Source organism: Agrobacterium sp. SORGH_AS 787, from assembly GCF_030819035.1.
GTDB lineage: Bacteria > Pseudomonadota > Alphaproteobacteria > Rhizobiales > Rhizobiaceae > Agrobacterium > Agrobacterium larrymoorei_B.
The window spans coordinates 379,016-392,845 of the sequence record NZ_JAUTBG010000002.1; the positions used below are offsets into that span (position 1 = coordinate 379,016).

The following is a 13,830-nucleotide window of genomic DNA, read 5'->3' on the forward strand; positions in this document are numbered from 1 at the left end:
CTTGGGTGCGAATGCTAACATAGGCCCTATACTCGCAGCGGCGTCTCTACGCTCTGCCGTCATCCTTGGGCTTCACCCGAGGATCCAAACCCGTCGAAGTGGATGCAAGGGCGATGAATGCTCGGGTCAAGCCCGAGCATGACGACGGAGAGGTTGGCGCCGCAGCAATCCATGCGCCTTCCAAAAGCAAAATCGCCGCAGAAGCGGCGATTTAACAGATCACTCATCGAGCGAGCCAGAGGCTCATTCCATGCCGAGCGCAGCCATGTAAGTCTGCAGGATCGTCTCTTCCTCGATGCGCTCGTTCGCATCCTTCTTGCGCAGGCGGATGATGGTGCGGATCGCCTTGGTGTCGTATCCGCGACCCTTGGCTTCACCCATGACATCCTTGATGTCACCCTGGATTGCCGCCTTCTCTTCTTCGAGGCGTTCGACGCGCTCGATGAACTGGCGAAGTTCGGCGGCGGCGACGGTTTCGGTTGTGGCTGTTTCGTCCATTCCATGGTCCTTCAATAGTTCGGCTCGTTTCGAGCCCGTTTTCCGTAAGGCGAAATCTTCGCCTGCTGCTCATCAAAGGCAGCCAAAATTCCCGGCTGGTGAACTGCCCGTGGAAAGGCCTCACGTCAAGCCTAATCGGGTGGGAGGCAGCTATTCCTTCGGGCGGTTTTCTTCGAAGGCGGCTTTCTGGCCATCGCTCGCTTCGCTCTGGTGCAGGCGCTTCCAGTCCTCGTAGGGCATGCCGTAGATGATCTCGCGTGCCTCGTCCTTGCTGAGATCGGCACCGGCATCCTTTGCCGCATCCTGGTACCAGTTGGACAGGCAGTTGCGGCAGAAGCCTGCAAGGTTCATCAGGTCGATATTCTGCACCTCCGGGCGATTGCGCAGATGGTTGACCAGCCGGCGGAAGGCGGCGGCCTCGAACTCGGTTCTCTGCTTCTCGTCAAGCTCGCTCATATCGATGTCGCCTTTCAATAAGGACCAGTTCGCGAGGCGAACTGCTGATAGCCGTGGAGGTTGGGATCGTCATTCATTGCGGCAAAAATGGGAGCGAGGCGCTCCGTCCAGGCGGCAATGCCGGCCTCGTCGCCGATCAGGTCCTGGCGCACTTCGAGGAGCGCATGCGGGATGCCCTTCACCATGCAGTGGCGATACATGGTGTCGCCCTTCAGCGCGCCATCATAGGGCTCGTTATCTCCCACCAGAATATCGCCGCTCGCCATGAGATGCTCAATCAGCGGGTGAACGGCACGGTGGTCCGTGTCCCACAGAACCGCCGCGTGCCAAGGACGCGGAACGGACTTCCAGAAGGGCGTGTAGGAATGCAGCGAAAACACCAATGGCGCCTTGCCAGACGTCTCCGCGGCTTTGGTTAGCACAGCATCCACGGCATTGTGATAGGGCCGGTGATAGGTCTCAAGACGCCTCTGCCACTCCTCGTCCGTAATCGGGTGGTTGCCGGGCACGATCGCGCCATCGGAAATCTTCATGATCAGCGTCGGATCGTCCTCGCCGCGATTGGGATCGATCAGCAGACGCGAAAAACGCCCGAGCACGGCAGGCACGCCGAGGCGGCTCGCAAGCCTTCTCGTCAAGCCTTCCACACCAATGTCATAAGCGATATGGCGCTCGAAAGCGGCTTGCGGTAGACCGAGATTACCGTAAGCTTGTGGAAGAAGGTTCATGGCGTGGTCTGCAAGCAAAACCATGCCTTTGTCATAATCGCCTTCTATGATTTCGTATGGCTGAAAGTCTGGCATAATTGATTTCTGGGGCAGCTAAGGGAGAGACGCTTGATGGCATGGCTTGACGCCACGCGCAAGTTTGCACGGATAGACGGCCATCGACAGCACCGCAGCAGAGACCCGACCTGACAATATAATCGATTAAACTCGCGTTGACATTCTTGGGCCTCCGCGCCTAGAAGTGTTTTCACTATAACCATGGAATCCGGATGGACGCCGTGACATACACATTCTCCGCTCTCCTCGAGAAACATCGGCACGCGATCCGCACTCTTACCGCAGCCGCCGTCCTCTCCTCTCCCCTTTTCGTAGCGCAGCCGGCATGGGCGGATTTCCGCGTCTGCAACAGCACGCAGAACCTTGTGGGCGTTGCCATCGGCTATCGCGCAAAGGAAGGCTGGGTCAGCGAAGGCTGGTGGCAGGTGCCCGCCTCCACCTGCGCCACGCTGATCGAGGGTGAGCTGCAATCGCGCTATTATTATCTCTATGCCGAGGACGCCGCTCGTGGCGGCCGTTGGACAGGCGACGTCAACATGTGCGTGGCCGAAAACGAGTTCAAGATCACCGGCGTCGATGATTGCTATGCCCGCAGCTTCCAGCGCATGGGCTTCAAAGAATACGATACTGGAAGGCAGGGAAGCTGGATGGTCCAGCTTTCGGACACGCCAGGAACACAGGAAAGTCAGAACTGATGAAGCGTAACCGCAAAGTCAAAATCCTTGCAACTCTTGGCCCCGCTTCGGCAGAAGAGGCGATGATCGAGAAGCTTCATCAGGCCGGTGCCGATCTCTTCCGCATCAATATGAGCCATGCCAGCCATGACGTGATGCGCACGCTGATCCAGCGCATCCGCGCCGTCGAAAGCCGTAACGGCCGCCCGATCGGCATTCTGGCGGACTTGCAGGGACCGAAGCTGCGCGTCGGCAAGTTTGCCGATACCAAGGTCGATCTCGTCGCTGGCCAGACCTTTACGCTCGACAACAACGAAGCCCCCGGCGACAAGAACCGCGTGTTCCTGCCCCATCCGGAAATCCTCGAATCCGTCAAGCCGGGCGATCGCCTGCTGATCGACGACGGCAAGCTGCATCTGCGCGCCGAGAAGTGCGACGGCAAGAGCATCGTCACCACCGTCGTTTCGGGCACCAAGATTTCCGACCGCAAGGGCATCAGCCTGCCGGACACGCTGCTCGGCGTTGGCGTTTTGACCGACAAGGACCGCTCCGACCTGGCCGCCGTTCTCGCGACTGAAGAAGTCGACTGGGTCGCCCTTTCCTTCGTTCAGCGTCCGGAAGACCTGGCGGAAGTCCGCAAGATTGCCGGTAACCGCGTCGGCCTGATGTCGAAGATCGAAAAGCCGCAGGCGCTTGAACGCATCGAAGAGATCATCGAACTCTCCGACGCCCTGATGGTGGCCCGTGGCGACCTTGGCGTAGAAATGCCACTCGAAGCCGTTCCCGGCATCCAGAAGCAGCTGACCCGCGCCTGCCGTCGCGCCGGCAAGCCGGTCGTCGTTGCAACGCAGATGCTGGAATCGATGATTTCCGCGCCTGTTCCCACACGCGCCGAAGTCTCCGACGTCGCAACCGCCGTCTTCGAAGGTGCGGACGCGATCATGCTGTCTGCCGAATCCGCCTCCGGCGACTATCCGGTCGAAGCCGTCTCCACCATGGCCTCCATTGCCAGCACCGTGGAACAGGATCCGCACTACTCCAACATCATCTACGCGCAGCGCGCCCAGCCGGAAGCGACCGGCGCCGACGCCATCTCACTCGCTGCCCGCCAGATTGCCGAGACGCTGCGCCTTGCCGCGATCGTCACCTACACCTCGTCCGGCACCACCGGTCTTCGTGCCGCCCGTGAACGTCCGCAGGTTCCGATCATTGCCCTGTCTCCGATCATCCAGACAGCCCGCCGTCTGTCCGTGGTCTGGGGCCTGCACTGCGTGGTCACGAGCGATGCGAGCGACCTGGACGACATGGTCAACCGCGCATGTCGCATCGTCGTGGCCGAAGGCTTCGGCAAGCCCGGCGACCGCATCATCATCTCCGCTGGCGTCCCCCTCGGCACGCCCGGCGCCACCAACATGGTCCGCATCGCCTATATCGGCCAGGACGGCCAGAGCGGCGTTTGATCGCAATCGCGAGAGGGCGAGAGCAAAGCTCCGCCCTCTTTTGCTTCATCACTCGCGCTTGATCCGCGGTGATGCGACCCAATCCACTCAGAGTGCTTTTGGTGAAAACCTCTCTCCGGGCTTCATGCTTAAGACCCCGCACCGAAGACCAGCCGCCTCATCGATACAAGTGAAAACGTCTACTGTGGTCGGAGAATCGATCACGCTTCTGCTGGAAATGCTCTAGACGACACGCCGCATTGAAGATGTGGGGCTGGTGCCGCTTCCCGGCAATCCAGCCCTTCTGCTCATCACTCAATCACACACTCTGGTAGGCGGCAATCACGATATTGACTTGCGCGGTGCTCATGCCGTCCATCTGATTGGACGAAAAGGCAGAGCGGTGGCTGGCGTCGAGGCCGCTGAGGGCACTCGTGCTGAGCCCGGTGATTGCACTCTTCTTGATAGCGGCGATTTCCGCGGTGGTGAAGCTGTTGAGTTCAGCACCGGAGAGCGTTGCCAACTGCTTGCTGTTGAGCGCCGCGACCTGGGTTTCGGTCAGGGCTGCGATACCGGCTGAGCTCAGCGCATCGGACTGTACGGTCGTCAAGGACGCAATCTGCCGGGTGCTCATGCCGGCAAGTGTCGCCGTGCCGAGATTGGCGATGGTGGCAGTGGAAAGCGTGGCGATCTGGCTGCTGGAGAGCGCGCCAAACTGGCTGGGCGTCAGCGCTGAGAGCTGGGTAGAGGTCAAGGCATTGATCTGTGCGCTCGAAAGAGCAGCGATCTGGCTCGTGGTCATCGCGGACAAGAGGTTCGTCGAGAGACCGGCAATCGTCGCCGTCGGCAGGCCGCTCAACACGTTCTTCTTCAGGCTCGCGATCTCCGTCGTGGTGAAGCTGTTGAGTTCATCGGCAGAAAGGGTGGATAGCTGCGCCGAGGTCAATCCCGCCACCTGCGTTGCATTGAGGAGTGCGATATCAGCGCTGTCGAGGGACTGGAACTGTGCCGTCGTCAGTGCGCCGATCTGGCGTGTGGTCAGCGCCGAAAGGGTTGCGTCGCTCAGACCAGCGATCACCGCGGTTGACAGATTGGCGATCTGCTGTGGTTTGAGTGCGGAGATCTGCGCGGCAGTCAGAGACGAAATCTGGGATGACGTCAGCGCCTGAAACTGCGAAGAACTCAAGGCTGAGATCTGAGCCGTCGTCATGGCCGCCACCAAAGTGGTGGAGAGATTAGACATTGCAGCCGTCGACAGTCCTATCAAAGCACCCTTCTTCAGCGCGGCGATTTCTGCCGCGGTAAAGCGGTTGATCTCCGCGGAGGAGAGCGTGGCAAGTTGGGCAGAGGTCAGTCCGGCGACCTGACTTTCGTTAAGCTGCGCAATATCGTCGGAGCTCAGCGCATCGAACTGCGCAGTGGTCAGCGCGGAGATCTGGCGCGTGGTCAGCGCCGAAAGGGTCGCATCATTCAAGGCGGCGATCGCGTCGGTCGTCAGGCTGGCGATCTGTTCCGGTTTGAGGGCAGCGATCTGTCCGGTCGAAAGCGTTGCAAGCTGCGCGGCGGTCAGGGCCTTCAACTGGGTAGAGGTAAGAGCAGCGATCTGCGCCGTGGTGATGGCCGGGACCAGGCTCGTGGCAAGGCCTGCAATTGCAGCCGTGCTGATGCCCGCGACCGCGTTCTTCTTGATCGCCGCAATCTCATCTGCCGAGAAGCTGTTGAGTTCTGCGGCCGTCAGCGTTGCGGCCTGTGCGGCCGTCAAACCGGCCACCTGCTGCGTGCCGAGTGCGGTCAATCCGGCACTGCTCAGCGCATCGAACTGCGTGGGGGTAAGCGCCGACATCTGCCGCGTTGTCAGGCCGGAAACCTGCGAGGAACTGAGATTATGAAGGACGTCGGTCGATAGCCCGGCGATCTGCTTCGGTGTCAAGGCACCCATCTGAGCCGGTGTCAGTGCCGCGAACTGTGCACTACTCAAGGCGCTCATTTGGGACGAGCTGAAAGCCGCAAGCTGTACAGGCGTCAAGGCGGCAAGCTTGGTCGTCGAGAGCCCGGCAATGGCAGCGCTCGACAATCCGCCCATGTTGGCTTTCTTGATGGCGGCAAGCTCATCACTCGTAAAACTATTGATCTCGGCAGAAGAGAGCGTTGCCAGTTGCGCGCTGCTCAAGGCACCCACCTGCTTTGCGTCCAGCGCTTCGATCAATGCGCTGGACAGTCCATCGATCTGGCTGCTGTAGAGCGATGCGACTTGCGCTGTCGTCAGTCCCGATACCTGCGTCGTGCCGATGGCTTGCAATTGCGAAAGGGTCAGACCGATAATCGACTTCGGTGCGATCGCGCCGACATCACCGGAGGAGAGCGACGAAATCACCGAGGTCTTCAGCGCACCGATCTGGCTGCTGGTCAGCGCCTTGATCTGCGCGGTGCTCAGCGCGTCGACATCGGCGCTCGTCAACCCGGCAATCACGGCGGTGGAGAGCATGGCGATCTGGCGTGTGGCGAGCAAGGAAATCGTGGTCATGGCGCGTATACCGTCGAGTGGCATGCCCATGTGACGACGAACCAGCCTCAACGCGCTTCGTGCCCGAGACAGAAGGAAAGAGCGTTGAGACGAGATTGAAAACGGCCTTACGGCGCGTCTTTTATCGACACAGGAACACGGAATTCATCAGGGACATGGTTCGTCAGAACCGGCGCATTGAAAGAGCTTCATGCGTGCAGCGTCTCTCAAGACCACTGCCTTTGCGCGACCTAAAACAAATGACGTGCGGCGATACACGCATAACTTTCGCCGCGACAAACAAAGCAATGAAGAAAGCGTTAACAGCGCCGTCAAAGCCCGTCAAGGTGACAGCGTGGCTGACGAAAGCTCCGCGCACGCTTCGGGAAGGAACAGACATTGTCCCAATCGCCTGAGGCGCCCTCTCCGTGGACGACTCTCTACAGCATCGGGGCCCGCATGGCGGACCCGATTTTCGCAAAGCACGATGCGTCAATTCAAAATGGGAGAGCGTCCTTTGTGCGTCCAGTAGGACGCCCGGCGCTTTGGTGACACACAGCGTGGTCGCCTGAAGAGCAACGCTGCCAAAATGCCAAATCTCAGAGTGCCTGCAAAAACAAACGACCCGAAAATCGATGTCGATTTCCGGGCCGTTCATTTATCTTATGCGCTGCAGAGGCTGATTAAGGCATTCTGATCGGCGAGCTGAATCGGCTGGAGTCGATCGCCTTTGCACCCTGGCGGAAGGTGGCATTGGCCGCAGAGGCAGACATATCATGGCTCAGCATGCGGTTGCTGACCCGTGGTGCCTTGACCGCACGGACAGTTGCACCCTTGTTCTGGCTGAGCGCCCAATCGGAAATCGCTTCCTGCGTCAGGCGTCCACCGCTGACCATGGCCTGCTGCGATACGACGGCATCCTGCTTGCTTGGGCGACCGCCCTTGGTCGGCAGGCCGGCAGTGAGGCCACTCGTGCTGGAAGCTGCGGGCTTCGGATCGAACTCGTCACCAAAGGTCTCGGCCTTCGGCGTCGCCATCGGATCAAGCTTGGCAACTTGGCGCGGCGCTTCAACCGGTGTCGGTGCGGCATAGGCAGCAACCGAAGACGGGAACGGCGCAGCCGAGGGCATCGCAGCGGCGGTCACGGCAGAGCGTGCATCCTGTCCACTCTGCTCAAGCGCGGCAATCACCGTCGGAGAGAGCGATGCCTGGCTGTCGGCTTCATCATCCTGGCCCTCGATATCGGTATTGGCCGAGGCAAGCAGGGCTTCGGCAACAGCAGGACGGTTGGCCGGAACCGGCACATGGGCGAGCAGCGCATCGGCTGGGGCGTTTTCAGAATCGAGCGATGCCGTCATGACCGAGCCCTGAGCATCGCCACGCATACCGCGCGGTCCGAGAAGGGTCGGAACGGGAACGGAGACTTCAGCCAGATCGGCAAACTTCTGTTCAGCCGGTGCGGCTGTCGGTGTCGGCGTGGTCGCAGCCTGGAGCGCATCCTGCGCAGCATTGCGACCTGGCGAATAAAGCGCCGTCGCAAGGCCAGTCGAAGCTTCTTCGCCACGGAAGGCCGGGCGTGCGGTCGGCAGCGGCGCATTGACGGCACTCGGCACGGGCGCCGCAGAGGCCACCGCGACCGGGGCTTCTTCCGCCTCTTCCGCTACAGGAGCAGGAGCTGGCGAACGACCGGCAGGGGCGGGTGTTGCGATTTCTTCGGAATCCTCGTCCTCGTCGCCACCGCCAAAGAGGGCTGCAAGAAGCGTCTTGCGCTTGCCACCGGAGGAGGATGTCGCAGGTCCCGAACCAGCCGTGCTGGCAACCTGAATGGACGAGGAGCTGACGCGCTTCTTGTAATCGGCCAGAGCCTGGTCGTAACCCGGCAGCGGCTTGCCGTCGGCAGGCAGGTGAATGGTGTTGCCATTCGGGAAGATGCGAACGAGTTCCTGGCGGCTCATGCGCGGCCACGCACGGACATTGCCAACATCCATATGGACGAAGGGCGAGCCGGATGTCGGGTAGAAGCCGACGCCGCCGATCTGCATCTGCATGCCGATTTCACGCAAGCGGGCGAGCTTCACGCCGGGAATGAAAAAGTCCATCGCCTTGCCGAGCGTGTGCTGGCTGTGCTTGGCAACACCCTTGGTGCGCGAACGCAGCATGCCATTGGTCTCAGGCGAGCGGAAAGCGGAAACGACGTTGATATACTCGGTGGCACCGGAGCGGCGATACACTTCCCAGACCAGATCGAAAAGGCGCGGATCCATCTTGGTGGGCTGGTTGCGGCGCCAGTCGCGCAGGAAGCGATTGAGTTCCTGCAAGCCCTTCTGATCGTACTTGCCGTTTCTCTTGAATGTGATGACGGCTTTTTCTTTGGTGTGGATATAATAGAGCTTCAAACTGCGTGTCTCGGCGGCGGCTTCCGTCGCTGAAACGCTGAAGATGGGCATTGCGGCTAGGATCAGGCACGCAACGGTGACAACGCGTGCCGACAGCTTCGTGCATATATCTTTGATCAAGCCGCGCGCAGACTTGCCCGCAAGCGCGTTATTCCGATTCAGATATGGCAATTCGATCCCCGCCTGGCAGACAATTTGTCACATTGTCCCACTTGAACCTCAATTACGGTGACACGATGGCAAATTTGCCACACACATACAACCTTCCTCTACATAGTGAACAGATAACTAACAAGAGGTTTATGAAGCGTAAGGGAATATCCTTGCTCAGGGGTTAACAAAAATGCCAACGGCTAATATAGGCCTCCGTAGCGACGCTTAAGCCGCGTCCTCCATCGGATTATCGGGATCAATGCCATAATCCTTCAACTTCCGGTAGAGCGTGGAGCGTCCAATACCGAGTTTTCGGGCAACCTGGCTCATCTGCCCGCGGTAGAATCGCAGCGCAAACCGGATCAGTTCTTCTTCGATCTCAGCAATGGTGCGCACATTGCCTGTTTCATCCGTGCTGGCAATCAGGCTGCCACCGGGGAAAATGCCATCACCTGCCACGTCTGCCTCCTCGCTCGCAGCCATATGCGTCACCGGTGCCTCAGATGCCTTGACCTCCACAAGCGAAGGCGCGGCGGCGGTCACGGATCGATCTGAACCATGGGTACCTCTGTCTCGCGCATCGCCCTCGAAGCCCGGAACCTGTGTCGCGATCTGGACGAAGTCGCTCGGCGCCAGCTCACGGCCCTGCGCCAGAACGGCTGCACGGAAGACAGCATTTTCCAGCTGACGGACATTCCCCGGCCAGTCATAGGCAGTCAGCAATGCAAGCGCGGCAGCACTGACACCAACCGTCGACGGCAATTTCTGCTCGATGAAGAAGCGCTCGACAAAGGCGCGCGCGAGGAAAGGAATATCTTCCTTGCGGCGACGCAAAGCCGGAATGGTGATGGGGAAGACGTTGAGCCGGTAATAGAGATCTTCGCGGAAGCGACCTTCCTTCACCTCTTCGATCAGGTTCTTGGCGGTAGCGGAAATCAGCCGCACATTGACCTTGCGTCTTTTGGCCGATCCGGATGCCTCGACCTCACCGCTCTGGACAGCGCGCAGAAGCCTCACCTGCACCTCAAGCGGTAGGTCGCCAAGCTCATCGATAAAGAGCGTCCCGCCATCGGCCTCCAGGACCTTGGCCTGCTGGCGCTCGCCAGCATCATCGCCGTCTGCGGCCTTCCCGCCAAACAGCGTGCTCTCGATCAGTTCGGGGGCAATCGCGCTGCAATTCAAGATGACGAAGGGCTTTGTCGCCCGGTCGCTGCCCGCATGGATGGCGCGCGCGATCATCTCCTTGCCGACACCTGCCTCACCTTCCAGCACCACGGGAATGGTGGAGTGGCTGGCGCGCTTTGCCAGATCCAGTACGCGTGCCATGGCAGGACTGGCCGAAACGATATCGGCCAATCCAACCGGCTGATGGCGCATGCGCCGAAGGGCGCGGCCCTTTGGCTCGTCGGATTTCAGCGCTCCGGCAATCGCCGTTCCAAGACGCTCCGCCGTAACCGGCTTGACGATGAAATCGAAAGCACCCGCCCGCATGGCTTCGACCACGACGTCGATGCCGCCCTGCCCTGTTTGAACGACAACGGGAATATCCAGACCGAGATCGTGAACCGCTTGAATGAAGGAGAGACCGTCGAGTTCCCGCATCGTCAGATCGATGATGACGACGCCGATCTCGGCCCCGCGTGTTTTCAAAAGCCCAAGGCCCGCCTTACCGCTCTCGGCCAACAGGCACGCATGCCCATTCTGCTCGACGGTCTGTTTCAGCACACGGCGCTGGACGGGATCATCTTCGACAATGAGAACGTGGACGGTCATTTCGAGCTCCGGTTTCCGGTATATGAACCTGCCTCATGCAGGCTCCTTGGCTCGACTTTGCCACGCAAGACTTCAACATCGGGTTTTGAGAATTGCTTGCATTTTAAGCATTGCCGCGGGAAACAGAGGCACCCATATGCTTCGATGCGAAGACAAAAAGGACGCGTTTCATGACCTTGAAGACATCGACCCCCACGCCCGCTTTCTCTCCTGCCGAAGGCGCAAGTGCTGCCCTTGGCGATCTGCCGGTCTGGAAACTCTCCGATCTTTACCCCTCAGTCGATTCCGCCGAATACAAAGGCGACCTGAAGAAAGCGGAGACGGACGCCAAGGCATTCGAGACGAAATGGAAGGGCAAGCTCGAAGCTGCCGCCAGCCGTTCGGGCGACGAGGGCATCGGTGCGGCACTCAAGGAATATGAAGCGCTGGACGATATTCTCGGCCGCATCGGCTCCTTTGCGGGCCTCACCTATTTTTCCGATACCTCCAACCCCGCCAACGGCAAGCTTTACGGCGATGCGCAGGCCAAACTCACCGATATCGCGTCGCACCTGCTGTTCTTCCCGCTGGAACTGAACCGCATCGACGATGCGCTGATCGACGCCGCGTTTGAAAGGGATGCGCTTGCCGCCCATTACAAGCCGTGGCTCGTGGACCTGCGCAAGGACAAGCCGCATCAGCTGGATGACAGCCTGGAGCAGCTGTTCCTCGAAAAATCCATGACGAGTGCGGCTGCCTTCAACCGCCTCTTCGACGAGACGATGACCGAGCTGCGCTTCGAGATCGACGGCGAAAGCTTGGCCCTCGAACCGACGCTCAACATGCTGCAGGAGCCGGACCCGGAAACGCGCCGCAAGGCAGCCGACGCACTCAGCGCAACCTTTAAGGAAAACTTACGCGTCTTCACGCTCATCACCAACACGCTCGCCAAGGACAAGGAACTCTCCGACCGCTGGCGCAAGTTCGAAGACATTGCCGACAGCCGGCATCTGGCGAACCGCGTTGAACGAGACGTGGTCGATGCGCTGGCCGCTGCCGTGCGCGAGGCCTATCCGCGCTTGTCGCATCGCTATTACAAGATGAAGGCGAACTGGCTTGGCATGGAGCAGATGAACTACTGGGATCGCAACGCGCCGCTCCCGGACACGTCCAACGCCATCATCCCCTGGGGTGAAGCAAAGGATATGGTGCTCTCTGCCTATGGCGCCTTTGCCCCGGAAATGGCCGATATCGCTCGCCGCTTCTTCGATGAGGAGTGGATCGATGCGCCAGCCCGCCCCGGCAAGGCACCCGGCGCCTTCGCCCATCCGACCGTGCCCTCCGCGCACCCTTATGTTCTGGTCAATTATCTCGGCAAGCCGCGCGACGTCATGACGCTTGCCCATGAGCTTGGTCACGGTGTGCACCAGGTTCTGGCCGGTGAGCAGGGTGCGCTGATGTGCGCCACGCCGCTGACCCTTGCCGAGACGGCCTCGGTCTTCGGCGAGATGCTGACCTTCCGAAAACTGCTGGAAGCCACCACCGATCCGCGTGAGCGCAAGGCCATGCTGGCGCGCAAGGTGGAAGACATGATCAACACCGTCGTTCGCCAGATCGCCTTCTACGAATTCGAGCGCAAGGTTCACACCGCCCGCAAAGACGGCGAACTGACATCCGAACAGATCGGCGAATTGTGGCTTTCGGTGCAGGAGGAAAGCCTCGGGCCCGCGATCCGCATTTCGGAAGGCTATGAGACGTGGTGGACCTATATCCCCCACTTCATCCACTCGCCCTTCTATGTCTATGCCTATGCCTTTGGCGACTGCCTGGTGAACTCGCTCTATGCCGTCTATCAGAATGCCGACGAGGGCTTTCAGGAGAAGTACTTCGATCTGCTGAAAGCCGGCGGCACCAAGCATCATTCGGAGCTTTTGAAACCCTTCGGCCTCGATGCGACCGATCCATCCTTCTGGAGCAAGGGCCTGTCGATGATCGAAGGTCTGATCGACGAGTTGGAAGCCCTCGACGCGCCGTCAAAATGAGGCGGTGACAACAAAAATCGGCGACGCTCCCATTTCGGACAAGCTTCGCCGGTTTTTATATCCCGTCGGAACAGATGCAGAAGACGGACCATGAGCATGAAGCGCAAGCCCGCAGACCTTACCTTGAGGGAAACATTGCGATGGGAGCCGCAAAGCGGCTTCCAACGGTTGGAACAGCATCTGCGCCGTCTGCTGCGGTCTGCCGATGCGCTGGGATTTCGGGCCCCAAACGACCCGGCCTCTGCCTTGAAGACCACCGTGAACGGCGACGGCCCGATGAAGGTCGCCTTGGTGATGAACTACAAGGGCGATCTGGAGATAGCCGCCGAGCCCTTTAAGCCGCTCGCGCCGGATGCGGTATGGCGGCTGAAGATCGCGGAAAAGACCAGGCTCGATTCCAGCGACACATTCTACCGGCACAAATCCTCGCGGCGCGAACCCTATGATGCCGCGCGCGCTGAGTTTTCACCCAAGGAGGCCGACGAGGTCTTGCTTCTCAACGAGCGCGGCGAAATCTGCGAAGGCTCCGTCACCAGCCTCTTCGTCGAAGGCCTCGATGGCCAGTTGCTGACGCCGCCGCTCGACAGCGGCATTCTGCCCGGCGTCCTTCGTGCCGATCTCATCCGCAAACGCAAGGCGCGCGGACAGGCGCTGAAGCCGGAGGACTTGAAAGGCCGAAAGATTTTTGTCGGCAATTCGCTGCACGGGTTGGTGCCGGCAGAACTGGTCTAATTCGAGCAGGATGATCGACCGAATCTGAATAAGGCCCGGTCGACGATCCCTGAACCCTCACTCTCATTTGGCGCGGAAGGGGTTCTTCGACTTCGGCGGAACCTTGCCGTCGAACATACGGAACAATGTCCATTCCTCAACGATCTTGTTTTTCGTCAGGTAGCACAAACCGATTTCGTCACCGGAGGACAATGTGGCATTGACGGAGCGGCCACCCATCTTCGCGCAGAAATCTGAAGCAGGATTGCTCATAGCCATTGCGCTCGAACCAAGGGCGAAAATCGTTGCACTGATGGAAATTGAGACCAATATCGTTTTCATTACATTTTCCCTCTTGAATGACCGCTGATGCGGCATTCGGGAATATCACGTCAATATGGACCGATCTATGACTAAGCCA

At 59.8% G+C, this 13,830-nt stretch carries 11 protein-coding genes; 4 read left to right on the forward strand and 7 right to left on the reverse strand.

What is annotated here, in order from left to right:
* Positions 1 to 243: 243 nt before the first annotated feature.
* The 3 genes from QE435_RS11360 to QE435_RS11370 form a co-directional block, all read right to left on the reverse strand.
* Complete coding sequence (locus tag QE435_RS11360) at positions 244 to 498, reverse strand: DUF2312 domain-containing protein (protein WP_062427909.1); 255 nt, start codon at positions 496 to 498, stop codon at positions 244 to 246.
* Between the two features lie 150 nt (positions 499 to 648).
* Positions 649 to 954 (reverse strand): DUF1244 domain-containing protein, encoded by a 306-nt coding sequence (locus tag QE435_RS11365; RefSeq protein ID WP_306934195.1) that lies wholly within the window; start codon positions 952 to 954, stop codon positions 649 to 651.
* A gap of 14 nt (positions 955 to 968) precedes the next feature.
* A complete protein-coding gene (locus QE435_RS11370) occupies positions 969 to 1,757 on the reverse strand; it encodes an N-formylglutamate amidohydrolase (RefSeq protein WP_349041427.1) in 789 nt (262 codons plus the stop codon).
* 194 nt (positions 1,758 to 1,951) lie between these two features.
* On the opposite strand from QE435_RS11370, the gene QE435_RS11375 reads away from it, so the two are divergent.
* Positions 1,952 to 2,434 (forward strand): DUF1036 domain-containing protein, encoded by a 483-nt coding sequence (locus tag QE435_RS11375; protein WP_306934199.1) that lies wholly within the window; start codon positions 1,952 to 1,954, stop codon positions 2,432 to 2,434.
* Positions 2,434 to 3,873, forward strand: coding sequence for a pyruvate kinase (gene pyk, locus QE435_RS11380; protein ID WP_306934201.1), 1,440 nt, complete (start codon positions 2,434 to 2,436; stop codon positions 3,871 to 3,873). The genes QE435_RS11375 and pyk overlap by 1 nt, the downstream gene beginning before the upstream one ends.
* A 298-nt stretch (positions 3,874 to 4,171) precedes the next feature.
* On the opposite strand, the gene QE435_RS11385 is transcribed toward pyk, so the two are convergent.
* From QE435_RS11385 to QE435_RS11395, 3 genes are all read right to left on the reverse strand, one after another.
* On the reverse strand, positions 4,172 to 6,376 hold the full coding sequence (locus tag QE435_RS11385; protein WP_349041428.1) for an ice nucleation-like protein: 2,205 nt from the start codon (positions 6,374 to 6,376) through the stop codon (positions 4,172 to 4,174).
* A gap of 662 nt (positions 6,377 to 7,038) precedes the next feature.
* Positions 7,039 to 8,802 (reverse strand): DUF882 domain-containing protein, encoded by a 1,764-nt coding sequence (locus tag QE435_RS11390; RefSeq protein WP_349041429.1) that lies wholly within the window; start codon positions 8,800 to 8,802, stop codon positions 7,039 to 7,041.
* A 327-nt stretch (positions 8,803 to 9,129) separates the two neighbouring features.
* Positions 9,130 to 10,677, reverse strand: coding sequence for a sigma-54 dependent transcriptional regulator (locus QE435_RS11395; RefSeq protein ID WP_349041430.1), 1,548 nt, complete (start codon positions 10,675 to 10,677; stop codon positions 9,130 to 9,132).
* 170 nt (positions 10,678 to 10,847) lie between these two features.
* On the opposite strand from QE435_RS11395, the gene QE435_RS11400 reads away from it, so the two are divergent.
* Both QE435_RS11400 and QE435_RS11405 read left to right on the forward strand, forming a co-directional pair.
* Positions 10,848 to 12,698: a M3 family oligoendopeptidase gene (locus QE435_RS11400; RefSeq protein ID WP_349041431.1), complete on the forward strand. Its 1,851-nt coding sequence runs from the start codon at positions 10,848 to 10,850 to the stop codon at positions 12,696 to 12,698.
* A gap of 96 nt (positions 12,699 to 12,794) precedes the next feature.
* A complete protein-coding gene (locus QE435_RS11405; protein WP_349042844.1) occupies positions 12,795 to 13,430 on the forward strand; it encodes an aminotransferase class IV family protein in 636 nt (211 codons plus the stop codon).
* Positions 13,431 to 13,493: 63 nt separating this feature from the next.
* Here the strand turns inward: QE435_RS11405 and QE435_RS11410 are convergent, their stop codons facing one another.
* Entirely contained in the window at positions 13,494 to 13,751 is a 258-nt protein-coding gene (locus QE435_RS11410) for a DUF333 domain-containing protein (RefSeq protein WP_349041432.1), read from the reverse strand.
* Positions 13,752 to 13,830 lie beyond the last annotated feature (79 nt).

Coding starts and splice junctions, on each gene's coding strand:
- QE435_RS11400 (WP_349041431.1), top strand. CDS start 10,848: ATGACCTTGAAGACATCGACCCCCACGCCCGCTTTCTCTCCTGCCGAA.
- QE435_RS11385 (WP_349041428.1), bottom strand. CDS start 6,376: ATGACCACGATTTCCTTGCTCGCCACACGCCAGATCGCCATGCTCTCC.
- QE435_RS11410 (WP_349041432.1), bottom strand. CDS start 13,751: ATGAAAACGATATTGGTCTCAATTTCCATCAGTGCAACGATTTTCGCC.
- QE435_RS11395 (WP_349041430.1), bottom strand. CDS start 10,677: ATGACCGTCCACGTTCTCATTGTCGAAGATGATCCCGTCCAGCGCCGT.
- pyk (WP_306934201.1), top strand. CDS start 2,434: ATGAAGCGTAACCGCAAAGTCAAAATCCTTGCAACTCTTGGCCCCGCT.
- QE435_RS11375 (WP_306934199.1), top strand. CDS start 1,952: ATGGACGCCGTGACATACACATTCTCCGCTCTCCTCGAGAAACATCGG.
- QE435_RS11390 (WP_349041429.1), bottom strand. CDS start 8,802: ATGCCCATCTTCAGCGTTTCAGCGACGGAAGCCGCCGCCGAGACACGC.
- QE435_RS11370 (WP_349041427.1), bottom strand. CDS start 1,757: ATGCCAGACTTTCAGCCATACGAAATCATAGAAGGCGATTATGACAAA.
- QE435_RS11365 (WP_306934195.1), bottom strand. CDS start 954: ATGAGCGAGCTTGACGAGAAGCAGAGAACCGAGTTCGAGGCCGCCGCC.
- QE435_RS11360 (WP_062427909.1), bottom strand. CDS start 498: ATGGACGAAACAGCCACAACCGAAACCGTCGCCGCCGCCGAACTTCGC.
- QE435_RS11405 (WP_349042844.1), top strand. CDS start 12,795: ATGAAGCGCAAGCCCGCAGACCTTACCTTGAGGGAAACATTGCGATGG.